We start from the raw sequence: 25,377 nt of genomic DNA, 5'->3' as shown, positions 1-25,377 counted from the left end.
ATTTTATAAACCTTTTCGTATACCGATGGTCTTACTCGAACCGGTAAGCCTCTCGGCACCGTATTTTGAGTACGGCATGTCTGCCGTTTCTTTTAGGATGGACTCTCAGGGGCTCGAACCCTGGACAAATAGATTAAGAGTCTACTGCTCTACCAACTGAGCTAAGAGTCCACAATATAATGACTTTCCTTATAAAACTTGAAAAGCAAAAGCTCTTAGCTTAACGCATAAGAGCTTCGCTTGCTAATTGATACCGGCGAGAGGACTCGAACCTCCACGGTTTCCCTCTCGATTTTGAGTCGAGCGCGTCTGCCATTCCGCCACGCCGGCAAAGTATAAATTTAAAAGATGGCGCGCCCTGAGAGATTCGAACTCCCGGCCTTTTGATTCGTAGTCAAACGCTCTATCCAGCTGAGCTAAGGGCGCAAAATTTATATGGAGCGGACGACGGGAATCGAACCCGCGACCCTCGCCTTGGCAAGGCGATGCTCTACCGCTGAGCCACGTCCGCACACGGTATGTATTAATGTTCGACTCACTTAAGAAGTGAGCCATGAAGGACTCGAACCTTCGACACCCTGATTAAAAGTCAGGTGCTCTACCAACTGAGCTAATGGCTCATGAAGCAAAAAAATGGCGGAACCGACGAGATTCGAACTCGCGATCTCCTGCGTGACAGGCAGGCATGTTAGGCCAACTACACCACGGTTCCAAAAGAATAATTGCTTGATGAAAATTGGTTGCGGGGGCAGGATTTGAACCTGCGGCCTTCGGGTTATGAGCCCGACGAGCTACCGGGCTGCTCCACCCCGCGTCATTAAAAAATATTCAGTTATCAGTTACATTAGAAAGCTTCATGGTGGAGGCTGAGGGGATCGAACCCCCGACCCTCTGCTTGTAAGGCAGATGCTCTCCCAGCTGAGCTAAGCCTCCATTTAAAGAAGCAACTCAATTATCATAACATAATCATGAGTGTAATGCAACTATTTCTTATGTAGCTCAATTCAGCCGATAAAGAAATGGTGACCCGTATGGGATTCGAACCCATGTTACCTCCGTGAAAGGGAGGTGTCTTAACCCCTTGACCAACGGGCCTAATTAAAACAAATTGTTTTGACAACAAAAAATATTATATCATGTATTTTGATGTATAGCAATACCTAAATTAATATATTTTCATTCCTATCTTAAGCAGGACATTAAAGTGAGATCAAGCTTACGTGCTATCGCCTCCACGACTTCAAAGATAGTCAGGTTATTCGTGTCTAAATGGTCTTTGAATACTTCCTTATTCAGCCCTGTGATGCATCTGTCGATCTGATGAACGGCCCACGAGTCTCTCCCTTCACCTCTACCACACAATCGCTTGAGCAGCGTCTCTCGTGAGGCACACAAAGTAAAATGGCATTTCGCTCTTCTAGATGGGTAACGCTGCATAGGAATAGTTTTATATAAGGGAACGAGGTAAGCACAGGTTTTGTAGCTCTGTCTACAAGTCTAACAACTTTCAGGTATTACAATTACACGGTCTGATTGTACTTTGTACAGCAGAATTAAGAGATTCGAGCCTTCATACAATAATCCAGTGTACTTTGTACAACAGAAATCGGCATAATAACCTCTGGAGGAGATTAAGCCGAAATTCTAATGTACAAAGTCTAATAGAAAGCGAAATAGAGTGAATTATTCCAGATTCTAGTGTACAAAGTGCAATGAAATCAGAATATTCTTAGCCTCATAGACTAGGCTCACGATAGACTGGGTTGACTATGGTCATAGATACGTAATCGCCCCAGTATTTTCGCTTGCTATGTATTTTAACATGGAATGGAATAATCTATTATTTTGAGTAGCTATAAATCGTTTTAGAAAAAAGTGACTCTTCACAAACAAATTCTCTGTACAACAAAAAGCCCACTGTCGATGACTCAACAGTGGGCTTGCGTGCTTGGCAACGTCCTACTCTCCCAGGACCCTTCGGTCCAAGTACCATCGGCGCTGGAGGGCTTAACGGTCGTGTTCGGGATGGGTACGCGTGGAACCCCTCCGCTATCGCCACCAAACGGGCATTTGCGGTACAAATGCATTATTCAGGTCTCAGCATCGCCAAATGCTGAAAACAAATTCATCATCATACAGCCACTAGGACCATATGGGTTAGAACTTGATTCCTGAAAACTGAATCCGAAACAAATCTGCGTTTTAAGTATAGGATAAGCCCTCGACCGATTAGTATTGGTCAGCTCCATGCATTACTGCACTTCCACCTCCAACCTATCTACCTCGTCGTCTTCAAGGGGTCTTACTAATTGGGAAATCTCATCTTGAGGGGGGCTTCACGCTTAGATGCTTTCAGCGCTTATCCCGTCCGTACGTAGCTACCCAGCCATGCTTCTGGCGAAACAACTGGTGCACCAGCGGTACGTCCATCCCGGTCCTCTCGTACTAAGGACAGCTCCTCTCAAATTTCCTGCGCCCACGACAGATAGGGACCGAACTGTCTCACGACGTTCTGAACCCAGCTCGCGTACCGCTTTAATGGGCGAACAGCCCAACCCTTGGGACCTACTTCAGCCCCAGGATGCGATGAGCCGACATCGAGGTGCCAAACCTCCCCGTCGATGTGGACTCTTGGGGGAGATAAGCCTGTTATCCCCAGGGTAGCTTTTATCCGTTGAGCGATGGCCCTTCCATGCGGTACCACCGGATCACTAAGTCCGACTTTCGTCCCTGCTCGACTTGTAGGTCTCGCAGTCAAGCTCCCTTATGCCTTTGCACTCTTCGAATGATTTCCAACCATTCTGAGGGAACCTTGGAACGCCTCCGTTACTCTTTAGGAGGCGACCGCCCCAGTCAAACTGCCCGCCTGACACGGTCCCCGTACCGGATTACGGTACTAGGTTAGAACCTAGATACGATCAGGGTGGTATCCCAACGGCGCCTCCACCGAAGCTTGCGCTCCGATTTCTACGGCTCCCACCTATCCTGTACAGATCGTACCCAAATTCAATATCAAGCTGCAGTAAAGCTCCATGGGGTCTTTCCGTCTTGTCGCGGGTAACCTGCATCTTCACAGGTATTAAAATTTCACCGGATCTCTCGTTGAGACAGCGCCCAAGTCGTTACGCCATTCGTGCGGGTCAGAATTTACCTGACAAGGAATTTCGCTACCTTAGGACCGTTATAGTTACGGCCGCCGTTTACTGGGGCTTCGGTTCATAGCTTCGGGTTACCCCTAACCACTCCCCTTAACCTTCCAGCACCGGGCAGGCGTCAGCCCGTATACTTCGCCTTGCGGCTTCGCACAGACCTGTGTTTTTGCTAAACAGTCGCTTGGGCCTTTTCACTGCGGCCCCCTCGTGCTATTCACACTACCGGGGCACCCCTTCTCCCGAAGTTACGGGGTCATTTTGCCGAGTTCCTTAACGAGAGTTCTTCCGCGCGCCTTAGAATTCTCTTCTCGCCTACCTGTGTCGGTTTGCGGTACGGGCACCTTCTCCTGGCTAGAGGCTTTTCTTGGCAGTGTGAGATCATGACCTTCGCTACTACAATTTTCGCTCCCCATCACAGCCCAGCCTTAACGATGTGCGGATTTGCCTACACATCAGCCTCACTGCTTAGACGGACATATCCATCAGTCCGCGTCACTACCCTCCTGCGTCACCCCATCGCTCATAGCGGATTACGGTGGTACAGTAATTTCAAACTGTTGTCCTTCGACTACGCCTTTCGGCCTCGCCTTAGGTCCCGACTTACCCTGAGCGGACGAGCCTTCCTCAGGAAACCTTGGGCTTTCGGCGGATCAGATTCTCACTGATCTTTTCGTTACTCATACCGGCATTCTCACTTGTATGCTGTCCAGCGCTCCTTACGGTACACCTTCAACCTACATACAACGCTCCCCTACCCCAGATACATACGTATCTAGCCATAGCTTCGGTGGTGTGTTTAGCCCCGTTACATTTTCGGCGCAGAGTCACTCGACCAGTGAGCTATTACGCACTCTTTCAATGGTGGCTGCTTCTAAGCCAACATCCTGGTTGTCTGTGCAACTCCACATCCTTTCCCACTTAACACACACTTGGGGACCTTAGCTGATGGTCTGGGCTGTTTCCCTTTTGACAATGGATCTTAGCACTCACTGTCTGACTCCCGGCAATAAGTATATGGCATTCGGAGTTTGACTGATCTTGGTAATCCTTGCGGACCCCGCAACCAATCAGTGCTCTACCTCCACTACTCTTATACCGAGGCTAGCCCTAAAGCTATTTCGGGGAGAACCAGCTATCTCCGAGTTCGATTGGAATTTCTCCGCTACCCCCACCTCATCCCCGCACTTTTCAACGTACGTGGGTTCGGGCCTCCAGTGCGTGTTACCGCACCTTCACCCTGGACAGGGGTAGATCACACGGTTTCGGGTCTACGTCCACATACTAAATCGCCCTATTCAGACTCGCTTTCGCTGCGGCTCCGTCTTCTCGACTTAACCTTGCATGTTAAACGTAACTCGCCGGTTCATTCTACAAAAGGCACGCCATCACCCATTAATAGGGCTCTGACTTTTTGTAAGCACACGGTTTCAGGTTCTATTTCACTCCCCTTCCGGGGTGCTTTTCACCTTTCCCTCACGGTACTGTTTCACTATCGGTCGCCAGGTAGTATTTAGCCTTAGCAGATGGTCCTGCTGGATTCATACGGGGTTTCACGTGCCCCGCACTACTCGGGATCCGTCTCGGAGAGAACACAGTTTAGGTTACAGGGCTTTTACCTCTATCGCGGGCCTTTCCAGACCTCTTCGCCTACCATATTCCTTTGTAACTCCATGTGAGACGTCCCACAACCCCTAAGAGCAAGCTCTTAGGTTTAGGCTGTTCCGCGTTCGCTCGCCGCTACTGACGGAATCACTATTGTTTTCTCTTCCTCAGGGTACTTAGATGTTTCAGTTCCCCTGGTCTGCCTCTACATCTCCTATGTGTTCAGAGATGAGTAACTGCGAATTACCACAGCTGGGTTTCCCCATTCGGACACCCCCGGATCAAAGCTTGCTTACAGCTCCCCGAGGCAGTTTCGTTGTTCGCCACGTCCTTCGTCGGCTCCTGGCGCCTAGGCATCCTCCGTGTGCTCTTATTAGCTTAACCTTCGCTCCAATGTTTCGCTTGTTCGCACAATCGAAAATCTTCGCTTCCAGCTAATAACTAACGTACTTGTTTACACAAGTTTTAGCTAAAAGATGTTCTAAAACGCAAATTCGTTTCGGTATCCAGTTTTCAAGGATCAAGTTTAAAGATGAGAGCTTAAACTCTCAAAACTGAGCAACGAGTGAGTAACAGGCCTAAACCTGAGTTTTGGAAGTTTAACTTCCGATTTGAATGTCTTCATTGCAGAAGACGATTCTCCATAGAAAGGAGGTGATCCAGCCGCACCTTCCGATACGGCTACCTTGTTACGACTTCACCCCAATCATCTACCCCACCTTCGGCGGCTGGCTCCCTTGCGGGTTACCCCACCGACTTCGGGTGTTGTAAACTCTCGTGGTGTGACGGGCGGTGTGTACAAGACCCGGGAACGTATTCACCGCGGCATGCTGATCCGCGATTACTAGCAATTCCGACTTCATGCAGGCGAGTTGCAGCCTGCAATCCGAACTGAGACCGGCTTTGATGGGATTGGCTTCACCTCGCGGTTTCGCTTCCCGTTGTACCGGCCATTGTAGTACGTGTGTAGCCCAGGTCATAAGGGGCATGATGATTTGACGTCATCCCCACCTTCCTCCGGTTTGTCACCGGCAGTCACTCTAGAGTGCCCAGCATTACCTGCTGGCAACTAAAGTTAAGGGTTGCGCTCGTTGCGGGACTTAACCCAACATCTCACGACACGAGCTGACGACAACCATGCACCACCTGTCTCCTCTGTCCCGAAGGCCGCCACTATCTCTAGTGGATTCAGAGGGATGTCAAGACCTGGTAAGGTTCTTCGCGTTGCTTCGAATTAAACCACATACTCCACTGCTTGTGCGGGTCCCCGTCAATTCCTTTGAGTTTCAGTCTTGCGACCGTACTCCCCAGGCGGAGTGCTTACTGTGTTAACTTCGGCACCAAGGGTATCGAAACCCCTAACACCTAGCACTCATCGTTTACGGCGTGGACTACCAGGGTATCTAATCCTGTTTGCTCCCCACGCTTTCGCGCCTCAGCGTCAGTTACAGCCCAGAAAGTCGCCTTCGCCACTGGTGTTCCTCCACATATCTACGCATTTCACCGCTACACGTGGAATTCCACTTTCCTCTTCTGTACTCAAGTCACCCAGTTTCCAGTGCGACCTTAGGTTGAGCCCAAGGTTTAAACACCAGACTTAAATGACCGCCTGCGCGCGCTTTACGCCCAATAATTCCGGACAACGCTTGCCCCCTACGTATTACCGCGGCTGCTGGCACGTAGTTAGCCGGGGCTTTCTTCTCAGGTACCGTCACTCCGATAGCAGTTACTCTACCGGACGTTCTTCCCTGGCAACAGAGCTTTACGATCCGAAAACCTTCATCACTCACGCGGCGTTGCTCCGTCAGACTTTCGTCCATTGCGGAAGATTCCCTACTGCTGCCTCCCGTAGGAGTCTGGGCCGTGTCTCAGTCCCAGTGTGGCCGTTCACCCTCTCAGGTCGGCTACGCATCGTCGCCTTGGTGGGCCGTTACCCCACCAACTAGCTAATGCGCCGCAGGCCCATCCCTCAGTGACAGATTGCTCCGTCTTTCATTCTTTCTTCAGGAGAAAAAAGAAATTATCCGGTATTAGCTACCGTTTCCGGTAGTTATCCCAGTCTGAAGGGCAGGTTGCCTACGTGTTACTCACCCGTCCGCCGCTAAGTTATTTTGAAAGCAAGCTTTCAAAATAACTCCGCTCGACTTGCATGTATTAGGCACGCCGCCAGCGTTCGTCCTGAGCCAGGATCAAACTCTCCAATTAGTATTGAAAAGAGCGATATGCTCATTTTGAAACATCTGACGAGAAAATTAATTCTCTATTTTGGATTTCACTTGCGTGATTTCCTACTCACTCGTTGTTCAGTTTTCAAAGATCAAGTTCTCGTTGTCGGCGATTAATGTCTCACCAGCAACTCTTATAATATATCATGTTCTCCAGTGGATTGCAACACTTTTTTTTCAAAGTCTTTTGTAATCTCACTCGAATCACATTCACCAATCGAAAGTTTATATCTCCTCTTTGCGACTGGATTTATAATGTAACATACATACACATCTAAAAACAACCCCTAATTTATAAAAATTCAAATTAAGCAGCTTCATCTCATTTCAACATCTCGCTCGATCTCCTACATCATCACATGAAAAACGTGTAGATTCTAATAATCAGAATCTACACGTTAAAGAAAGAATGGATTTTAATTTAGAGCTGTATTAATTAGAAATCCAGGGATTTCTACGTTTCTTCAAGCTCTCTGTACGACCACCTGTTTCTGAACGTTGAGTTTTCACAGCTGTCTTGCTTCTCTTACTACTGTTTTGACTCGAGGTCTTTGCCTTTGATGCCGTTTCCTTCGTTGTACTTCCCTTACTCTTGAGAGAACCACCAGCGATAGATTCCTCACTCACTGTTCCAACAACCTCGGCAGAGTCCTGTACGAACGTTTCGGGATCTTGAATTTCAGGCACCCTATTATGATGGCCTGGATACTGCGGATTAGAAGGAATATTCGACATTCCCGACCCACCAAAAGCTCCAAGTGGAGAAGTTGGAACTATTCCTTGATTAGGTGTTCCAGCTCCATAAGCGGAAAATGCATTTGGGTTTCCATATGCAGGATAGGTATTATATACAGGCATTTCATATGAATAGGGTTGAATATGCATTCCACCGCACCCACAAGTTGGCCATGGTAGATTCGATTGCATCCCATATGGGGAGTATTCCGCACCCGGGTTCATCTCTGAAACATTTGCCTCCATATTGTTATGCGCAGCGTTTGGATTCCATTGTTCTGGACTCATATTAGGCCAAGCATTTGGATTCCATTGCTCTGGACTCATATTAGGCCAAGCGTTTGGATTCCATTGCTCTGGACTTACATTAGGAGCAGCATTCGGATTCCATTGCTCTGGACTCATATTAGGCCAAGCGTTCGGATTCCATTGTTCAGGACTCGCATTAGGTGCAGCATTTGGATTCCATTGCTCCGGACTCATATTAGGTGAACACATATTTCCATAATAGTAGTATGGATTCATGCATTCTGGCCCATAAGCAGCTGGCTGAACATAACTTGGTGCCCAATCCATGTTCGTATTAGGGCTATTTTGATAAGAATCATAGAGATAAGGATTCCCTCCTAAGCCCGGATATCCGACATTGTCACAACAATCTGCCTTTTCCTCTTTGCAAGTCACTGGCTTCATTTCAGCTTTTGGTGCCTCATGATGTACTACGGGCTCTTGATTTGGAACTGTAATCTGAACAAACAAGCTTTGCATTTCTTGCACTGGAGCAACTTCCATCTGCATATTAGGCGCAGGATTGGGTGCATTAATCGGCGCTATATTTACCGATGGATGTGCTACTGAATTGGATTCAGGTGCGATTTTTGGCGATGGTTTAGGTGCAGGTTTAGTTTCTGCTTTTGCTTCTGGCTTAGTTTCTACTTTAGGTGCAGGAAGCACCTCAGCTGCTGGCTGTTCTTTTGGACCCGTATATTCCTTCCCGCCCACTTGTGTTTTCCCGGAAGCGTTAGAAGGCATATAACCTGGCTGTACGGGTGAAGAATTCGATGCTTTTTTAGGAATATTGACTACTTCCCCTAAAACTAGTACATTTGGATTTTTTAACTGAGGGTTCGCTTCAACCATATCCTTCAAAGGAATTCCCCATGCCTTAGATAATTTCCATAAGGTATCTCCCTGTTTGACTGTGTGCTTGTAGTAAACTTCACTGTTATCTGGTACGGATACAGGAGCCGTTGGTATTTTTACTTTTTCACCAAGCGCCAGCACATTCGGATTACTGATCTGTGGATTAGCTTCAATAATTTTTTGTAACGGCACTCCGTACTTTTGCGATAATGCATACAGACTATCGCCTTGTTTGACAATGTGTATTTTCACGTAGCATTAACCTCCTAAAAGTTTTGTGGAGTATTGCTTTCTTACAGCTACACAGCACAACTGACTTTGAAAGCAAACACCCTTTTGATGGAACATTGCTCACTTACAAAGTTATATGCGGTACAGCCGCCTCCTTCGTTACTACATCTTATGCAGCCCATGGGCGAATGACATCCCTGAAATAAAAAAAATCCTTTCATGAGACATGAAAAGATCTACCGGAGAGCTCCGGTCCTCTTCTTCATGTACACGAAAGGATATCTGATGCCTATTCAACACTCTTTACACGACTAGCATGTAAAAGAGCATAATGTATGATCAACTGTTATTCCCAGACCTTATGGCCATCTTTGTCAACAACATTACGGAATTCTTCAAGCAACTTCAACGTAATTGGACCTGCCTGTCCTTCGCCGATAATGCGTCCGTCAATTTCACGCGCTGCAATTACTTCAGCTGCCGTTCCAGTAAAGAATACCTCGTCCGCTATGTAAACATCATGCATAGTGAACGGTTCTTCTTTCAGCTTAATACCCAATTTCTCACAAATCTCGATGATTGCAAGACGTGTAATTCCCTCAAGCGCTCCTAGATAGCAAGGAGGAGTGATGACTACACCATTTTTGATGATAAAAATATTATCGCTTGATCCCTCAGTAACATATCCTTGAGCATTCATCATGACCGCTTCATCGGCTTCTACTAGATTGGATTGAATTCTCACTAAGATGTTATTGAGATAGTTAAGTGATTTAATCTTTGGATTTAGTGCATCCGGAATATTACGACGTTGGGATACAGAAACTGCACGAAGTCCATTAATATAAGCTTGTTCACTATAGATAGCCAGTTGTTCAACGATAATAACTACGCTGGCTTTAGGACAACGACGTGGATCAAGACCTAGGTTACCAGGACCACGGGATACGATCAATCGAATATAACCGTTACGCATATCGTTAAGGCGAATGGTTTCGACCATAGCCTCCAACATCTCGTCATAAGTGAGCGGAATGTCCAGCATGATCGACTTCGCGGAATCATATAGTCTGTCTAAATGCTCTTTACATTTAAAAATATTGCCGTTATAGATGCGAATACCTTCAAAGATACCGTCTCCATACAAAAAACCGTGATCAAAAACGGATACCTTTGCATTTTCCTTAGTTACGTGTTGTCCATCCAGATAGATCCATTGCTCAGCCATGAATTTACTGCACCTCCGCTTTCTCTTCCTCATAGGTGTATGTGGGATACGAGCCCAGAATCCGTACCTGACAGCCCAAAGCGCTAATCTCTTCAATAGCTCCTGGCAACAAGACAGATTCTATCGGTTCCAGCACATCAATATAAAAATAATAAGTACCCAACTTCTTCTTAGTTGGTCGTGATTCAATACGCGATAAATTCAGCTTCCGCCAAGAAAAGGCAGCGAGGACCTGGTGCAAGGCACCTGGGAAATCCTCCGGCAGCGTTACTAGGACACTCGTCTTTACGCCATTGCTAATCCGTGGAAGCTCTACCTTCTGCGGGCCGACAAGGACAAATCGTGTGTAGTTGTTGTCATGATCTGTAACTTTCCGATCTACAATCTCCAGCCCATGAGTTGCGGCGCCAAGAGCGGTACCAATCGCAGCCCAGCCCTTGCCAGGATTGTTCTTAACGATTTCTACAGCTTCGGAGGTACTACCGACCGACTCCAGTTCAGCCCAAGGTGCATGCTTACGAACAAATTGCATACATTGTGCCATTGCAACAGGATGCGAAAGGATTTTTATCATTTTAGTGAAATCCTTGTTACCGTTAGTATCTGTGAATTCCAGTGGGTTACCGATGAGATTCTGTATCGATGGAAAGATCCATTCAGCCTGCATTGGTAGATCGACTTCATTGATGAGCCAATCAATATGGAGACTAACTGAACCTTCAATAGTATTCTCAATCGGGATAACGCTGTAATCAGTGGTGCCACTAGCCGTAGAGAGAAACACATCGGAAATTAACTTGTGATGCACAACTTTTACAGGCTCACCGTTAAACAAATGCAGCAGTGCTTCGTGGGATACCGAGCCCTGCGGCAATACCGCTATTGATTTCATGACCGTACTTCTCCTTTTATCATATCCAAAAATGATACGTTTTGCATCTCGTTTCTTTCAAGCAGTTCTGACGTAACACCTGAAGTACAAGGCATCAGCCAGCAAGTCTGAGCAGGAATGCCATGTTCTTGCATCGTATTCATCAGGAAAGCCTCAAGCTCACTCTTACGGGTCTCATGGCGATCAACTAAACACAGAAGGGTAGGACCGGCCCCGCTAAGTGCGATCCCTAATGCACCGTGTTTAGTCGCTTCCGCGAGCAGCTTCTCCATGCCTGGAATAAGAGCTGCACGATAGGGCTGATGCAGACGATCCTGCATCGCTCTACTGATCAGATCAAGTCGACCTGACGCAAATGAGGCCGTCATTAAAGAGGTTCTGCTGATGTTGTATACAGCATCACTAACAGAGATTTCTGTCGGAAGTACTCCCCGTGCTTTTGTAGTTTCCAGCTCGAATTCAGGAATGACTACGAGAACCTCAAGGTCTTGTGGCGGTTCAAGGCGAACATAATCAGCATGATCACCGTCCCACACTGCGGTTATAATACCACCAAACAAGGAGGCACCTACATTATCGGGATGCTTCTCAAGCTGGGTTGCCATATCAAATAGCTTGGCATTATCCAGTGGAGAGCCGATCATAGTATTAGCTGCGACCATGCCACCAATGATGGCCGAAGCACTGCTACCAAGTCCGCGCGTAAGCGGAATCTCAGAGTACATCGAAATAGATAACTCAGGCACCGTAACACCCGCCTCAGTAAATACCATCTGAGCGACCTTATAGAGTAAATTACTCTTATCCCGGGCCACTCCCTTCATCTCGTCACCGTATAGATGAAAAACAGTCTCCTCTGCCTCTTCCATCTCAATCCAGGCATATAACGGCAAAGCCATACCAAGGGTATCGAAGCCCGGACCAAGATTGGCAGTACTAGCAGGTACTTTAACCCTTGCTACTCCATAAATACTCATAACAGGTGCAATCTCCTTACTCATTGTTTGAATATAGAAAGTATAGTCCAGCTACAATTCTAACCTTCCACTCGATAATGGCTCTTAATCCGGTGGATGACTTTCAGATCCTTAAAGTGACGCAGCACTTTGTTCATACTGGCTTTGCTAGCATTATGGGTAACAATAATAATCTCCGCGTCTGGATTGTTTGGATTGGCTTGCTGAACGACCGAATCAAGACTCACGTCATACTCGGCAAAAACCTGAGTAATTTTAGCCAATACGCCTGCTTTATCATCCACGTGCAAAAGAAGAAAGTTCTTATAAAAGATATCCTCATCGCCCTTAAGCTTCTTCTGCTTATAAGGTACTTTTTGCTTCAATCCATTGACACCCAGCTTGAGATTTTTAATAATCGCTACCAAATCAGCTACTACCGAGGTTGCTGTTGGCATTGCCCCCGCTCCCGCACCATAAAACATCGTCTCTCCTACTGCCTCACCGTACACATATACTGCATTGAAGACACCATTTACGGAAGCAAGTGGATGACTTGCTCGAATCAAGGTCGGTTGAACACTGATACTGAATTCCTCATCCTGGCGTTCAGCTATACCTAGCAGCTTAATTTCGTAACCGAGACGCTTTGCAAAAGCAATATCAGCTTTACTTACTTCTGAAATGCCACTCACGCTGACGTCATGCAGCTCCACATTAGTGCGGAAGCCTAAGGTTCCGAGAATCGCCATTTTGCGGGCAGCATCCAGACCTTCCACATCGGAGGTTGGATCGGCCTCTGCATAACCTAGATCCTGCGCTTCTTTTAACACATCATTATAGGATGCGCCTTCTTGACTCATTTTGGTTAGTATGTAATTAGTCGTTCCATTCACAATACCAATAATCTTCATGATCTTATCCGAAGAAAATCCTTCGATAAGCGTCCGAATAATCGGAATCCCACCTGCAACACTAGCCTCATAAAAAACATCGCATTGCTTCTCTTGCGCCTTAGCCAGAATCTCCGAGCCATGCAGCGCCATCAAGTCCTTGTTCGCAGTTACGACATGCTTACCGCGATCCAAAGCTTCAAGAATATATTCCTTTGTTCCATCGATACCACCCATTACCTCTACGATTACATCAATCTCAGGATCACGAATAACATCCCATGGATCTGTCGTTATTTTGGCAGGATCGACCTCAATATCACGTGGCTTATTGGAATTATTCACCGCTATGCGCTCAATGAGTATTGGAGAGCCTACTTGACTGCTCAAATCCTCCTGATTTCCTTCCACGATACGAACTACACCTGTACCAACTGTTCCCAGACCCAGCAATCCCACTTTAACCGGCTTCATCTGTATCCTCCTAAAAGTTTTACGTATATAGTTTCTCTATCCCTGTCCAACGATTAGGGCGCGCTTCACTCCTGGAATACCCTTCAGACTATCAAGCATTTCCCCGAGTTCCTCATTCAAATGTGAGATTTCCACGGAGATTACTACATTTGCCCGTCCTTGTAGCGGTATACTCTGGTGAATCGTCAGCACGTTAGCCCCATGCCCCGCCACAGATCCTAGAACCTTGGAGAGCATCCCAGATTCGTGTTCCAAATCCATGGAGATTGTAACAATTCGCTCACGTTCGAGCTGATGGATCAGGTGAATGCCATCCTTGTATTTATAAAAAGCACTTCGGCTTAATCCTACCTGTTCTACACCTTCATGTACGGTCTTAGCATCCCCGGCCTCAAGCAATTGTTTGACCTGCATAGTCTTAAGTACGGCATCAGGTAATATGTCCTCACGGACCAAATAATAGCGTTCTTTCACGAACGTCCTCACCTCAAAGACTTTTGTGTTTTCTTAGTGGACATTATATCGGATTAAAGTCGTAAAAAGCAATATTTTTTTAATGTAGTGATAGAAATCACAACTCTACCTAGGCTCAAATCAGCTGTAAGCAATAGTTGTCCCACAGTACTCACAGCTCTTTGACTGACCAGGCTGAACCGTGTTCTGTGCTCCGCAGCCCGGACAACGGATAGACTTAGGCAGCTGCGGCGAGGACTGAGGCTGAGTATGAATCTGCTGACCCGAAGCTTGAGCTCCGAAGCCTGAAGTCCTTCCAGAATGAACAAGATTAGGTGCTGCCATGGATGGATCTGGCATCTGACGTCCCTCAGAAAGTACAATATCAATATCCAGTAATCCTTTATTCTTTAGATACTGGACATCTCTCCGTACATCGCTTTCGCTTTGACCTACACGTTCAGCTAAACTGCCGACATATCGGATATTTTTAGTCAAAATCAGCTCTATATAAGAAGTGTTAAGCTTAGAAAATGTATATTTGGCCTTCGCTGTCGCACTTGCAAAAATAAAAGCCGGGATCAAAAATATGACCGCAAGGAAAATCTGGATCGTTAATAATTCAGAAGTTCCAGTGTTTCCACTCATGGTATCCACAAACATAGCAATAGAAAGCTCGACAAATCCTCCGAAAAATACATGCATCATTAGATTCAGGTTAGTAGGTTTCCGATGATTTTTATAATGAGTTAGTATCAAACGTAACAATGCAAGGACGAGCCCAATGGGCATGAATAGATATGCCGCCGCAATAATGACATAATCAAACCCAGTCCGATCTAATTTAATCAGAGGAACCGCTGCACTCCCCGCTGGGGTCGGTGACGGCTCTTGTATGTTCAATCTGTTCATGTAGTTATTTCCTCCTATTTAAGTGCCGCTAATTCACGATTTCGTCGCTCAAGTGTAGTTTGGATACTTTCGACCATTTCGTTGATTTCGACTTGCCAGTTATCCTGTGGCTCTTGTGCCATGAGCAGAAGTTTCACATGATCATGCAACAGGGAGATCTGCTGATGCATGATATCCTCAGTAGCATATAAAGATGAATCTGATACAGGATCACTGAACTTGAATTGATCTCGCAACTTATTCAGCATCTTCTCAAGCTGTTCAGATTCGGTGTGCTTCCAGCTACTTGCCAGCTCACTGATCTCGTTTAATTCGCTCTGATGCAGTCGAAATGCTTGCAAGGACCTCTTCACTTGCTGTTCTTCTGTTCCGGCATTCCATCCATAAATCCCAATCGCCGCCAGAGTAATTCCACCTATCAAAAGAATCAGCAGCTGTACGGCAGCATACCACAAGGGGGACATCTCCAGCATCCAATCGAAAACGATAGCTGATACGAATACAACAACCGCATAGATTCCCGTAATGAATGCACCACTGAGAAGTACCGGTGAGGTCCGCTGTACACTACCTGCAGTTCGCAGCCAAAAAATACAATAGCCATATACCACACTCTCCGCCAACAGAACAGCAGCTAGCGAAGTCACGAATCGAAACAGCGATTCAGAGAATCCAAACCCAATAAAGGAGAACACTGTTAGTATTATAGCAGCCACATAAATAACGGTGATGATACGAATATATCTTTTACCCTTGTTCATTACGTCCTCCTTCAGCCTGCTTTCGTTCCACACTCTGCACAGAACTTCTGTCCAGGTTTCAGTTCATGCCCACAGCCACCGCATTTAATAACCAAGCTGTCTCCACAGTGAGGACAGAATTTCACCCCTGGTGCTACCATTTCTCCACATTTACCACAGGCTTTAGGCATTTCTTTTCCACAAGAGACACAGGAAGAAGCACCCTCAGGATTATCCGCTCCACAGGTTGGGCAAGCACGATAAGGATTGCCACAGCCAGGACAGAACTTGGCTCCAGGTTTCAGTTCATGTCCACATTCCGAACAATTGATTTTGTTGCTGGACGTTGTACTTTGCTGAAAGCTCTCAAGAGCATGCCCACAGCCGCCACAGAACCTCCCCTCCACAGGATTCATAACCCCACACTTAGAACAGGAGCGCTCTTGACGTACAACTGTAGTCCCTGTATCAAAACTCATCCCTCTGGTCATACGATTCACCATATCCATAGCTGGCCCAGCGAATCCCATGCCAAGTCCAAGCCCCATCCCAGTGTTCATCATACCTACTCCGAGGTTTCCAGGATTACCTGCTGCTTTTTCCATCGTGTTAAAGCCCCGCTCCTGCTGGTAGTTGAAGCCGATAATATCCATTTCTGCTTTTTTAGCCAAAGCTTCCTTCAATCGAATCGTTGCCGGATCATCATCTGGAATATTAATCGAATCAATATAGAAATTATTCAGCTCAAGACCATTATCCAGAAAAGTCGATGCTAATCGCCCCTGGATATGCTTTGAGATCTCTGCTACATAGGCATTAATCTCCAAGATGCTGATTTGCTTATGTACAAGGTAAGAAGAGATCAGCTCATTTATGTTCGACATAAGCAAGCCGCGGAAATAATTTACGAGCGTATCCTGATCAAACTGAGGAAGCGTTCCGACGAGCTGCAACAAAAATTTACGTGGATTATCAACCTTTACACCAAACTGTCCGAAAGAACGAACAGCAATCATAATTTTGTATTTAGGATCCTGGAGTTGTAAAGGTGAGCTCGTTCCCCATTTAACATTCATCGAATTGGTCTTGTTCACATACCATACTTCTGCTGTGAATGGTGACTTCCCGCCAAAAGGAAGATTAACGATATTAGATAAAATAGGAATATTGGCGGTGCTCAGGGTGTGTCTCCCTGCCGTAAAGGAATCAAGCGCTTGTCCGCCCTTGAATAGGATCGCTTCCTGAGATTCATTAACAATTAGCTGTGTCCATGTCCCTAGCTCTTGGTTTGGATATTTCCATGCGAAAATCCCTGGAGGACCGTCGTACTTCACCACTTCAATAATTGCCATCTGCTATTCCTTCTTTCATCATCTATGATATATGAATAACGTATGTGTTCCCGAATGGGAATTAGTGTATTTCGATATTTATTGTATACGATATATATCGTGTTTTGGGTTCTTTTCCTGAAAAAATAATGCTCAATACGGAAATAAAAAAAAGCGCGACTTGTGTCTACCTTTACAGGAGAACACAAATCGCGCTTTGTAATCAGCTATATATTAATAGTAACTGCTGTTCTCAACGAATTCGAATTCGAACTCACCAATACGGACAATCGTTCCCTCAACAGCACCACGTTTACGAAGCTCTGCATCCACACCCATATGACGTAGTGTCCGTGCCAGCTTCAGGATCGCATCATGAGTACTGAGCTGCATACGTTTCAGCATTTTCTCGATACGAGGGCTGTTGACCACATATGCTTCATTATCACGTGTAATGGTGAATGAGTTATCATCTTCCGCTTCCAGCTTATAAACCTTACGTTCCGTTGTTCCTGATACTTCTTCAACTACAGGTTCCACCGGAATACTATCAAGAATATCCGTTGCACGATATAACAGTTCCTGCACACCCTGACGGGTAAGTGAGGAGATTGGCATAATCTCAAGATCCGGACGTAGCTCAGCTACGCGTTCTCGGAAAGCGATGAGATTCTCCTCTGACTCCGGCATATCCATTTTATTCGCGGCCACGATCTGAGGACGATCAATTAGAGCCGCATTATATTGCTTCAGCTCGTCATTAATGAGAACCCAATCCTCGAAAGGATCACGCCCCTCTGAACCAGACATATCCACTACGTGAATAATGATCCGTGTACGTTCAACGTGACGTAGGAATTCATGACCAAGACCTATGCCTTCACTAGCTCCCTCGATTAATCCTGGCAGATCCGCCATTACAAAGCTTCGTCCATCCCCAACATCTACTACACCTAAGTTCGGTGTAATCGTAGTGAAGTGGTATGCACCAATCTTTGGCTCTGCTGCGGATACGACCGACAGTAGTGTAGATTTGCCCACACTCGGGAAGCCTACAAGTCCCACATCAGCCATAACCTTAAGTTCCATAACAATATACCGCTCTTGACCCTCTTCGCCGTTCTCTGCAAGCTCTGGAGCCTTATTAGATTGTGTTGCAAAACGAGTATTCCCACGACCCCCACGACCACCACGGGCAACAACAACTTGCTGACCATGGCGAGTCAAATCAGCGATGATCTCTTGTGTATCATCGTCAATTAACACGGTTCCAGGCGGAATCCGCACAATCATATGATCAGCGTTCGCTCCATGCTGACTTCTGTTGCGTCCTTTAATCCCTTTGTCAGCTTTAAAATGGCGCTGATAACGGAAATCCATCAATGTACGGAGTCCCTCATCTACGCGGAAGATAACGTCGCCACCACGGCCACCGTCACCACCTGCAGGACCACCATCCGGTACATACTTCTCCCGACGAAATGCAACGATCCCATCCCCGCCGTCTCCGCCTTTAACATAAATCTTAGCTTTATCTACGAACATTAATGTTCACCTTCCTCACATTTCAAGCGGCAAACGCAGCTCTACATAAGCCTTACTGGGCTTAAACTGCCCCGCTTTCATGATTTTTCCTTGTACTATATTATAAATTTGCCCTTTGAGCTGCTCGGGATTGCCATGCTCTCCCTCACCTTCGAAGGAGATAAGAATGTCTCCTCCATCCTGAAGAAAGCCAAGACGAAGCTTGCGCGTTTCACCCTGGGGAGCCAGTCCGTTATATTGATAAGCCCGTATGGTCTGCATAATCACTGAAGTCAGCTCATCTCCTGCTTCCCGGTTTAGCTTGTCCTCCAGTTGCAATCCTTCCTCCACTTGAACTTCCAGTTCCAGACTAGTCCGGTAAGTTCGGAAAGATTGGATATAGAAGACCAATGAAGGAATGCCCAGCTTAGCGATACGACTATCAAGTGCTATACGTTCCTTTATTCTTTCCACACACTCCACGGATTTATCAGGCTTTCCAAGCTGAATATATCCGTAAAGAATCTGCAAATCGTTCATCCAATCATGACGATGATGATTCAGTGTCCGAATCGCCGCCTGTTGCAGAGTGTTCTCTTGTATGCGCAGTTCCCGTTCCCAATGACGCTGATTCCAAATCAAACTGAAAGCAACCGTTACTGCTACCCAAATTCCAAGCAACAGACACGTCAAAAGGGAGGTATGCCAATACACGAGTCCTAAAGGAAGCATTACGGATAACATGACTGCCCAGATTGCACTTTTCCAGGATTTCATTCTTTCTCCCCGTCCCTCAGTTCGCAAAATTCATGACTTCGTTTAGATTACCATCCTCAACAATTACCATTTCCTAGTATAACACAGCAGTTACCTGTAGTTCACCAGAGATAACCATGAGAATTTCACATATGTCTAAGGATGTTTATGCTTTCTTAAAACTCTGAAGGTACATGTTTCTAAAGTGCTCAAAGAGGTATCCACTAACGATTCTGAATATTCTACAAAAAAGCCTCCGGCACTCATGCCGGAGGCTTCTACATGCAAATATGGTTCCGTAAGCTTACGCTTCCAGTGCCGCTGCTACCGGAGCGACATCAACTGGGTATACGCTCACTTTTTTGCGATCGCGGCCCCAACGTTCGAACTTCACTACGCCATCCACCAATGCGAACAACGTATCATCTTTACCGATGCCTACGTTAGTGCCTGGGTGAATTTTTGTTCCGCGTTGACGAACCAAGATGTTACCGCCGGTTACTGCTTGACCGTCAGCACGTTTCACGCCAAGACGTTTGGAATGGGAATCCCGTCCGTTCTTTGTGGAACCTACACCTTTTTTCGATGCGAACAATTGAAGATTCAATTTCAACATGTTGTCAACCTCCTTCTTTAAATATTTACTTGCTCTATTTGAAGATACTTCCCGTATGATTCTGCGATATCATTTAGCATCACGACCATGGATTCAAGCAGCAATTGCACCTTCGCGGAAGTATCGAAATCATCAATGGAACTTAATGTCCCACTTAGGAATCCGTTCTTCATGGACGTATCCATGGAGATTCCGGTCAAAGTCTCAATCGAATTGACGGTTCCAACCGTTACGGCCGAAACTCCGGCACATACGATATCTTCGCCACGCTTTGCATAACCCGCGTGCCCTTTTACCTCAAAGCCAACGATAGTCCCTAGATCCGAAGATCGTGTAATCCGTACGTTAATCATTCACGCACCTTCTTACGCTTGAATCTTCTCGATAGTTACTTTCGTGTACGGTTGACGATGGCCTTGTTTCTTGTGGTAGTTCTTCTTAGGTTTGTATTTGTAAACTACAACCTTAGCGCCTTTACCATGTTTCTCGACTTTAGCTGTTACAGACGCGCCACTTACGAGCGGAGCTCCTGCAGTCAGACCACCTTCGTTAGAAACAGCCAATACACGGTCAAAAGTTACACTTGCGCCGTCTTCAGCTTCCAACTTCTCAATGAACAAAACATCGCCCTCTTGGACTTTGTATTGTTTACCACCAGTTTCGATAATTGCATACATTTTACTTGCACCTCCTCATGTCTCAGACTCGCCTAGTCTAGGTGGCAGATTCCCGTGGGAACTGCACTTATGTACCCGATCGGAGCGGTTACAGCATGTGCAGGATCGAATGAATCAAACACACACTTGAAGATATTATCATACTTATCGCCTATCGTCAACTCATTCCATCCATTCTCCAACTTTTCCGCTTCCCCCACAACACTGACAAAGGATAGGTGCGAAGCTGGCTGAATCATGTCTTGCCTTCTTCCGGGTCATCTCCAGAAGTCCAAGTCTTGTCCAACCGAGAATATGTGTTTTGGTTCGATCCTTGCAGATCACTTTCTCAAGCCGCTCGGTAACCATTTTACGATGTGCCTCTTGCTCCATATCAATAAAGTCGACAATAATGATTCCACCTGTATCTCGTAAACGGATTAGACGACCGATCTCCTCTGCTGCAAGCAGATTAGTATTTGTCACCGTCTCTTCAAGCGATGCTCCTCCAATGTATTGCGCGGTGTTAACGTCAATAACGGTGAGCGCCTCCGTCTCATCCCAGATCATGGTTGCTCCGCCCGCCAGCGTGATCTTGCGGCTGAAGCTCTTGTGTAGCTGTTCCTGAACTCCATAAGCTGCAAAAATAGGCTCCGCTCCATTGTACAAACTTACAGGCTTGTACCCATCAGGTGCCATGTCATCTAGAAATATCGTAGCTTCTTTAACTGCAGCTGGAGAATCAATAATTAACTGATCGCGCTGTGGATTAAATGCATCTCTTATAAACCGTTGAACAATACTAAGATCACGATGCAATAAAGCCGGAGCTTCTGCCGTTTGTGCCCGACGTGTAATGTTATCCCATTGCGCACGTAGAAATGAAAGATCACCTTCCACGGCTTCATGTGGCTCATCCTGAGAGACAGTCCGCATAATAAGCCCCTCTTCTTTCATTCGCAGCCGATCACCAATTCCTTTGAGCCGGCTACGTTCTGCATCGCGACTTATTTTTTTGGAGACACCAACGTAATCAGCAAAAGGCATATACACCATCCAGCGGCCAGGCAATGTATAATGGGTCGTTACACGCGCACCCTTGCCGCCACTCGGCTCTTTTCTTACTTGTACAACAATATCCTGACCAGGCTGCAAAAGCGTCTCGATAGAGGGCTTCACATCCGGCTGTTTATCCAAATGAGGGTGCAAGACATCATCAACATATAAAAAAGCATTCTTCTTCTGTCCAATGTCAACAAAAGCAGCCTGCATACCTGGAAGTACGTTAATCACACGGCCTTTATAATAACTACCGACCAGCCCTTGCTGCTGATCGCGCTCAGCCGCGTACTCCACAAGCCTTCCGTTCTCCAGAAGAGCCATTCGGGTAATGTGCTGCGTGCAGTGAACGATCATCTGTTTCATGGCTTCACCTCTGGTTTCGTTCATTCATTTCTTCTCATTCTCTGCGTAAATACACTACATTCCGAAGTAAGTAGATATTAAGCGCTGTTCCGGCACAACAGCAACAACATTGCCTTTGCCGTTTAACACATAAATAAAATGATATTGATTACGTTTAAATAGACGCAATATAGCGTCTAAAGGTTTCGCAGATAAGGCAACAATTGGACGAGCCACACTTCCTGTCCGCAAATGATACTCATAAACAGCCTCCCTATTCATCAAAAATGCAACGAATCTGTATGGTAAATTCCGATGATCCGTGAGATTTGAATACAGTAGAAAAGCACCGATCATGATCATATTCAGCCTCAGACCTCCACCCGCCCCAAGGGGCAACAGCGCATAAACAATCACAAGAATGCTTGCAGCAATGCTCACGCGTCCGCTCCACAGCAAAGTATAGTAGTAAGGAAGGAATAGACTAACTGTAGCCTGAAGTACTTTTCCTCCGTCAAGTGGCAGCACAGGTAAAAGATTAAACAATGCAATAATGGCATTGGCATGTATAAAATAGGTTAAAAATTCCTGATTGCCGTAGCCTGCTTGCTGGAGACCAAGAGCCATAACAATCATGATGCCATTTTGCAGTGGACCGGCAAGTGCAATGCCAATCTCACGACTAGCTGTAAGCCGCCCATGATCTTCAATCACCGCAACTCCACCAAACGGAAGAAGCTGAACCGACTTGACTGTAGCCCCAACAAGAAGGGCCGCTACGACATGTCCTAACTCATGAATGAGGACAATCGTAAATAAAGTAAGCAGCTCCAGAAATTGTCCCGTGAGTACAGAGAGCAACATAATGATTACGAACAATGGATGAAGTGACAGGTCAATTCCTAAGATCCTAATCAAACGATACCACTTCTGTAGGATCAATATAAGTCTTGTCTTTCATCACTGCAAAAAACAGCGTAGGAGCTGAGGATCCCTCTTTCTCCAGCATCCATCCGAGTGCATCTCCACTTTGAATCCAGTCATCAATCTCCAGTTTGGTGCCGCTTAAATGCCCGTATTCTGCTGTGATTCCTCCAGAATGTTGAACCGCAATTCGAATGCCACCGTCCAATTCTTTGGAGATGGAAAGAACACGTCCCATGTCTATACTCTTCACCGTCACATTTAAGGTTGAATCGATTTGAGGCATAATTTCCACACCTTTTAGCGTAGAAGCAAATGGCTGAACAATGCTTCCGGCTACCGGAGCGCTAAGGTCATGATGAGCTGCTGCCTTTTGAGAAGGCTCATCTTTGTCACCAAATATCGGAATGAACGCCGGTGCACCATTAAAATTCTCCTCGTACCAGACACGTACTGCTATGAAATCCATGTCATTGCTCAAGGCATCACTAATAAAAGCTTGAACTTTATAAGACCATGGCTGGTGAACCGAAAATATCCCCCATACCGCTCCAAACACAAGCACACTGGCTACAACCCGTCGAATAAAACCGGAAGAAAAATTAGAACCTCCTCCGCCAGGTTCCTCCCAGCCCCCGCGTCTCTCTTTCCACATCACTTCTGGGTCAGGCTCTATAGATGATTGCCCCTCATTCTTCTTAAATCCCGTTCCCCACTCCTTGAAGCTCGTACTCTTTTCGGGCATAACGAATAACGGAGGCACCTCCGCCGTTTCTATATCCGGGATTTCCTCCAGCAAACTACGAATACGATCCTTGCGGCGATTCTTGATATCTGATTTCAGATCCATATTTATCCCTCCGGACGGGCTTGTTTTACTTCCATTTTATGAAGCACGGAAGTCTCTTTAGAACAAGCCCGACCAAAGCGGAGCACTTTAATGCTAGAAACGTGTAGGTGAAAACCAATTACTTTCTAATATTTCAAAAAAAAAAAATCCCACCCATAGATTTCTCTAGTGGTGGGACCGTTTATGCTTCTATAGTAAGATTGCTTGGTGCAAAATTAAGCCATACCGAAAAATTTCTTGAGTTTCTTAAAGGCTCCCGGTTTCCGATCAAGCTGCATTAGCGGTACAGCATCACCTAAAATTCGACGTGCAATATTGCGGTAGGCAATAGCTGCTGACGAATCGGGATTCATAACTGTAGGCTCTCCACTATTAGCGGCTTTAATAACCAGTTCATCATCCGGAACAATTCCGATAAGATCAATATTCAGCACCTGTAAAATATCCTCAATATCAAGCATATCCCCAGACTTTACAAGACCTGGGCGAATACGATTTACCACCAATTTTGGCGATTCCACATGCGACTGCTCGAGCAGTCCGATAATACGATCCGCATCCCGCACAGCGGCATGCTCTGGTGTGGTAACCACGATCGCTTTATCCGCACCAGCTATCGCATTGCGGAAGCCATGTTCAATCCCTGCTGGACAATCAATCAGAATATATTCATATTCCTTCTTCAGTTCAAGAATGATATCTTTTACTTGTTCAGGAGAGACAGCTGTTTTATCCTTCGTTTGTGCCGCCGGCAACATATACAACTCATCAAAGCGTTTATCTTTAACGAGCGCTTGATTCAGTCGACAACGTCCCTCTGCTACATCCACTAGATCATAAATAATACGATTCTCAAGCCCCATAACTACATCCAGATTACGCAGTCCAATGTCGGTATCGACGAGACATACTTTTTTGCCCTGCAGTGCAAGTGCGGTTCCAATATTGGCTGTTGTGGTTGTCTTGCCAACTCCGCCTTTGCCCGAGGTTACGACTATCGCTTCTCCCATGGAGGCTACACCCCTTTAAACACATTTAAATCCTGACGTACTTTGACTAGATTATGAATTTTATCGATTTGCATAGCTCCGTTCGTTAAATATGCAAACTCCATACTGCTTTCTCGGGTTTCCCACTCATCGGGAGGACGACTGATAATATCAGCAATTCGCAATTGTGTTGGAGACATTAAAGAAGCAGCGATAATCGCTTCCTCATTACCATCTACTCCAGCATGCGCCATACCTCTAAGTGATCCTAGAATATAGATATCGCCTGAGCAGGTTATGGTACCTCCCGGGTTCACATCCCCCAGATATAAAAGATTGCCCTCATGGTGCAGCACCTGACCGGAACGAAGAATTCCACTCATAAGAAACAACGCGTCATTATCCTCACTGCCGGGCACTGGAAGCGCCTCTATGGAACGAATCAGTAGGTTTCCCTGTCCTTTCAGAATCTCCAGCACAGCTTCCTTGTCTTCCTCAGTTACGGGACGATTGCCCAGCTTAATGTCCACATGCACAATCGGTCCAGTCAAAATATTTTGATGGCTGTGCTCCAGCTTATAGCGAAGCTCGCTCAGAAGATCTTCGAAGGGACACTTGTCGTCTAGCAGGAATATCAGGCCATCCTTGATGCCCTTAATCCTTACATGCTTGGATTTTACTGTCATATGCC

The 25,377-nt window shown here is 46.1% G+C and carries 19 protein-coding genes, 9 tRNA genes, 3 rRNA genes and 1 other annotated feature; all 31 genes read right to left on the bottom strand.

The window, feature by feature from the left end; genetic code table 11:
* Positions 1 to 98: 98 nt before the first annotated feature.
* Positions 99 to 171, bottom strand: a tRNA-Lys gene (locus tag NSS67_RS09150).
* Between the two features lie 80 nt (positions 172 to 251).
* Positions 252 to 330, bottom strand: a tRNA-Leu gene (locus NSS67_RS09145).
* Positions 331 to 349: 19 nt separating this feature from the next.
* Positions 350 to 426 (bottom strand) — tRNA-Arg (locus NSS67_RS09140).
* A gap of 10 nt (positions 427 to 436) precedes the next feature.
* Positions 437 to 511, bottom strand: a tRNA-Gly gene (locus NSS67_RS09135).
* Between the two features lie 36 nt (positions 512 to 547).
* Positions 548 to 620, bottom strand: a tRNA-Lys gene (locus NSS67_RS09130).
* 14 nt (positions 621 to 634) lie between these two features.
* Positions 635 to 712, bottom strand: a tRNA-Asp gene (locus NSS67_RS09125).
* 25 nt (positions 713 to 737) lie between these two features.
* A tRNA-Met gene (locus NSS67_RS09120) sits at positions 738 to 814 on the bottom strand.
* A 43-nt stretch (positions 815 to 857) separates the two neighbouring features.
* A tRNA-Val gene (locus NSS67_RS09115) sits at positions 858 to 933 on the bottom strand.
* Positions 934 to 1,020: 87 nt separating this feature from the next.
* Positions 1,021 to 1,095: transfer RNA gene (locus NSS67_RS09110), tRNA-Glu, on the bottom strand.
* An 851-nt stretch (positions 1,096 to 1,946) separates the two neighbouring features.
* A 5S ribosomal RNA gene (rrf, locus tag NSS67_RS09105) occupies positions 1,947 to 2,063 on the bottom strand.
* 146 nt (positions 2,064 to 2,209) lie between these two features.
* A 23S ribosomal RNA gene (locus tag NSS67_RS09100) occupies positions 2,210 to 5,138 on the bottom strand.
* Between the two features lie 263 nt (positions 5,139 to 5,401).
* Positions 5,402 to 6,959 (bottom strand): 16S ribosomal RNA (locus NSS67_RS09095).
* The 16S, 23S and 5S rRNA genes sit together here, the layout of an rRNA operon.
* 452 nt (positions 6,960 to 7,411) lie before the next feature.
* Positions 7,412 to 9,109: a LysM peptidoglycan-binding domain-containing protein gene (locus tag NSS67_RS09090; RefSeq protein ID WP_339319246.1), complete on the bottom strand. Its 1,698-nt coding sequence runs from the start codon at positions 9,107 to 9,109 to the stop codon at positions 7,412 to 7,414.
* Between the two features lie 325 nt (positions 9,110 to 9,434).
* Entirely contained in the window at positions 9,435 to 10,316 is an 882-nt protein-coding gene (gene ilvE, locus NSS67_RS09085; RefSeq protein ID WP_339319245.1) for a branched-chain-amino-acid transaminase, read from the bottom strand.
* A 4-nt stretch (positions 10,317 to 10,320) separates the two neighbouring features.
* Complete coding sequence (gene pheA, locus NSS67_RS09080) at positions 10,321 to 11,208, bottom strand: prephenate dehydratase (RefSeq protein ID WP_339319244.1); 888 nt, start codon at positions 11,206 to 11,208, stop codon at positions 10,321 to 10,323.
* Entirely contained in the window at positions 11,205 to 12,185 is a 981-nt protein-coding gene (thrB, locus tag NSS67_RS09075; protein WP_339320551.1) for a homoserine kinase, read from the bottom strand. The genes pheA and thrB overlap by 4 nt, the downstream gene beginning before the upstream one ends.
* A gap of 59 nt (positions 12,186 to 12,244) precedes the next feature.
* Positions 12,245 to 13,531, bottom strand: a complete 1,287-nt coding sequence (locus NSS67_RS09070; RefSeq protein WP_339319243.1) for a homoserine dehydrogenase — start codon at positions 13,529 to 13,531, stop codon at positions 12,245 to 12,247.
* Positions 13,532 to 13,567: 36 nt separating this feature from the next.
* The gene (locus NSS67_RS09065; protein ID WP_339319242.1) at positions 13,568 to 14,005 is read right to left on the bottom strand and encodes an ACT domain-containing protein; all 438 of its coding nucleotides are present in this window, start codon (positions 14,003 to 14,005) and stop codon (positions 13,568 to 13,570) included.
* 120 nt (positions 14,006 to 14,125) lie between these two features.
* A complete protein-coding gene (locus NSS67_RS09060; RefSeq protein WP_339319241.1) occupies positions 14,126 to 14,896 on the bottom strand; it encodes a hypothetical protein in 771 nt (256 codons plus the stop codon).
* Positions 14,897 to 14,910: 14 nt separating this feature from the next.
* On the bottom strand, positions 14,911 to 15,657 hold the full coding sequence (locus NSS67_RS09055; protein ID WP_339319240.1) for a hypothetical protein: 747 nt from the start codon (positions 15,655 to 15,657) through the stop codon (positions 14,911 to 14,913).
* An 11-nt stretch (positions 15,658 to 15,668) separates the two neighbouring features.
* Positions 15,669 to 16,988 carry an SPFH domain-containing protein gene (locus tag NSS67_RS09050; protein ID WP_339319239.1) on the bottom strand — a complete coding sequence of 440 codons (1,320 nt, stop codon included), beginning with the start codon at positions 16,986 to 16,988 and terminating at the stop codon, positions 15,669 to 15,671.
* A gap of 213 nt (positions 16,989 to 17,201) precedes the next feature.
* Positions 17,202 to 18,512, bottom strand: a complete 1,311-nt coding sequence (gene obgE / locus NSS67_RS09045; protein WP_339319238.1) for a GTPase ObgE — start codon at positions 18,510 to 18,512, stop codon at positions 17,202 to 17,204.
* Between the two features lie 15 nt (positions 18,513 to 18,527).
* Positions 18,528 to 19,268 (bottom strand): Spo0B domain-containing protein, encoded by a 741-nt coding sequence (locus NSS67_RS09040; RefSeq protein WP_339319237.1) that lies wholly within the window; start codon positions 19,266 to 19,268, stop codon positions 18,528 to 18,530.
* A 283-nt stretch (positions 19,269 to 19,551) separates the two neighbouring features.
* On the bottom strand, positions 19,552 to 19,863 hold the full coding sequence (gene rpmA, locus NSS67_RS09035) for a 50S ribosomal protein L27 (protein ID WP_042130564.1): 312 nt from the start codon (positions 19,861 to 19,863) through the stop codon (positions 19,552 to 19,554).
* A 17-nt stretch (positions 19,864 to 19,880) separates the two neighbouring features.
* Positions 19,881 to 20,216 carry a ribosomal-processing cysteine protease Prp gene (locus NSS67_RS09030; RefSeq protein WP_042130565.1) on the bottom strand — a complete coding sequence of 112 codons (336 nt, stop codon included), beginning with the start codon at positions 20,214 to 20,216 and terminating at the stop codon, positions 19,881 to 19,883.
* A 12-nt stretch (positions 20,217 to 20,228) separates the two neighbouring features.
* Positions 20,229 to 20,540 carry a 50S ribosomal protein L21 gene (rplU, locus tag NSS67_RS09025; RefSeq protein WP_060621873.1) on the bottom strand — a complete coding sequence of 104 codons (312 nt, stop codon included), beginning with the start codon at positions 20,538 to 20,540 and terminating at the stop codon, positions 20,229 to 20,231.
* A 14-nt stretch (positions 20,541 to 20,554) separates the two neighbouring features.
* Positions 20,555 to 20,640: a sequence feature (ribosomal protein L21 leader region), on the bottom strand.
* A gap of 62 nt (positions 20,641 to 20,702) precedes the next feature.
* On the bottom strand, positions 20,703 to 21,944 hold the full coding sequence (locus NSS67_RS09020; RefSeq protein WP_339320550.1) for an Rne/Rng family ribonuclease: 1,242 nt from the start codon (positions 21,942 to 21,944) through the stop codon (positions 20,703 to 20,705).
* Between the two features lie 54 nt (positions 21,945 to 21,998).
* Complete coding sequence (locus NSS67_RS09015) at positions 21,999 to 22,841, bottom strand: M50 family metallopeptidase (RefSeq protein WP_339319236.1); 843 nt, start codon at positions 22,839 to 22,841, stop codon at positions 21,999 to 22,001.
* Positions 22,834 to 23,697 carry a M23 family metallopeptidase gene (locus tag NSS67_RS09010; RefSeq protein ID WP_339319235.1) on the bottom strand — a complete coding sequence of 288 codons (864 nt, stop codon included), beginning with the start codon at positions 23,695 to 23,697 and terminating at the stop codon, positions 22,834 to 22,836. The genes NSS67_RS09015 and NSS67_RS09010 overlap by 8 nt, the downstream gene beginning before the upstream one ends.
* A 215-nt stretch (positions 23,698 to 23,912) precedes the next feature.
* Positions 23,913 to 24,707, bottom strand: a complete 795-nt coding sequence (gene minD / locus NSS67_RS09005; protein ID WP_339319234.1) for a septum site-determining protein MinD — start codon at positions 24,705 to 24,707, stop codon at positions 23,913 to 23,915.
* 5 nt (positions 24,708 to 24,712) lie between these two features.
* A complete protein-coding gene (gene minC, locus NSS67_RS09000; protein WP_339319233.1) occupies positions 24,713 to 25,372 on the bottom strand; it encodes a septum site-determining protein MinC in 660 nt (219 codons plus the stop codon).
* Positions 25,373 to 25,377 lie beyond the last annotated feature (5 nt).

It is taken from the genome of Paenibacillus sp. FSL R10-2734, assembly GCF_037963865.1.
In the GTDB taxonomy this organism is placed as follows: domain Bacteria; phylum Bacillota; class Bacilli; order Paenibacillales; family Paenibacillaceae; genus Paenibacillus_AQ.
The sequence above is the reverse complement of the archived record's forward strand: the minus strand, read 5'-3'. Positions and strand labels throughout refer to the sequence as shown.

Excerpts from the sequence above, each read along its gene's own strand:
- ilvE (WP_339319245.1), bottom strand. The coding sequence starts at position 10,316 with ATGGCTGAGCAATGGATCTATCTGGATGGACAACACGTAACTAAGGAA.
- pheA (WP_339319244.1), bottom strand. The coding sequence starts at position 11,208 with ATGAAATCAATAGCGGTATTGCCGCAGGGCTCGGTATCCCACGAAGCA.
- thrB (WP_339320551.1), bottom strand. The coding sequence starts at position 12,185 with ATGAGTATTTATGGAGTAGCAAGGGTTAAAGTACCTGCTAGTACTGCC.
- NSS67_RS09070 (WP_339319243.1), bottom strand. The coding sequence starts at position 13,531 with ATGAAGCCGGTTAAAGTGGGATTGCTGGGTCTGGGAACAGTTGGTACA.
- NSS67_RS09060 (WP_339319241.1), bottom strand. The coding sequence starts at position 14,896 with ATGAACAGATTGAACATACAAGAGCCGTCACCGACCCCAGCGGGGAGT.
- NSS67_RS09055 (WP_339319240.1), bottom strand. The coding sequence starts at position 15,657 with ATGAACAAGGGTAAAAGATATATTCGTATCATCACCGTTATTTATGTG.
- NSS67_RS09050 (WP_339319239.1), bottom strand. The coding sequence starts at position 16,988 with ATGGCAATTATTGAAGTGGTGAAGTACGACGGTCCTCCAGGGATTTTC.
- obgE (WP_339319238.1), bottom strand. The coding sequence starts at position 18,512 with ATGTTCGTAGATAAAGCTAAGATTTATGTTAAAGGCGGAGACGGCGGG.
- NSS67_RS09040 (WP_339319237.1), bottom strand. The coding sequence starts at position 19,268 with ATGAAATCCTGGAAAAGTGCAATCTGGGCAGTCATGTTATCCGTAATG.
- rpmA (WP_042130564.1), bottom strand. The coding sequence starts at position 19,863 with ATGTTGAAATTGAATCTTCAATTGTTCGCATCGAAAAAAGGTGTAGGT.
- NSS67_RS09030 (WP_042130565.1), bottom strand. The coding sequence starts at position 20,216 with ATGATTAACGTACGGATTACACGATCTTCGGATCTAGGGACTATCGTT.
- rplU (WP_060621873.1), bottom strand. The coding sequence starts at position 20,540 with ATGTATGCAATTATCGAAACTGGTGGTAAACAATACAAAGTCCAAGAG.
- NSS67_RS09020 (WP_339320550.1), bottom strand. The coding sequence starts at position 21,944 with ATGAAACAGATGATCGTTCACTGCACGCAGCACATTACCCGAATGGCT.
- NSS67_RS09010 (WP_339319235.1), bottom strand. The coding sequence starts at position 23,697 with ATGGATCTGAAATCAGATATCAAGAATCGCCGCAAGGATCGTATTCGT.
- minD (WP_339319234.1), bottom strand. The coding sequence starts at position 24,707 with ATGGGAGAAGCGATAGTCGTAACCTCGGGCAAAGGCGGAGTTGGCAAG.
- minC (WP_339319233.1), bottom strand. The coding sequence starts at position 25,372 with ATGACAGTAAAATCCAAGCATGTAAGGATTAAGGGCATCAAGGATGGC.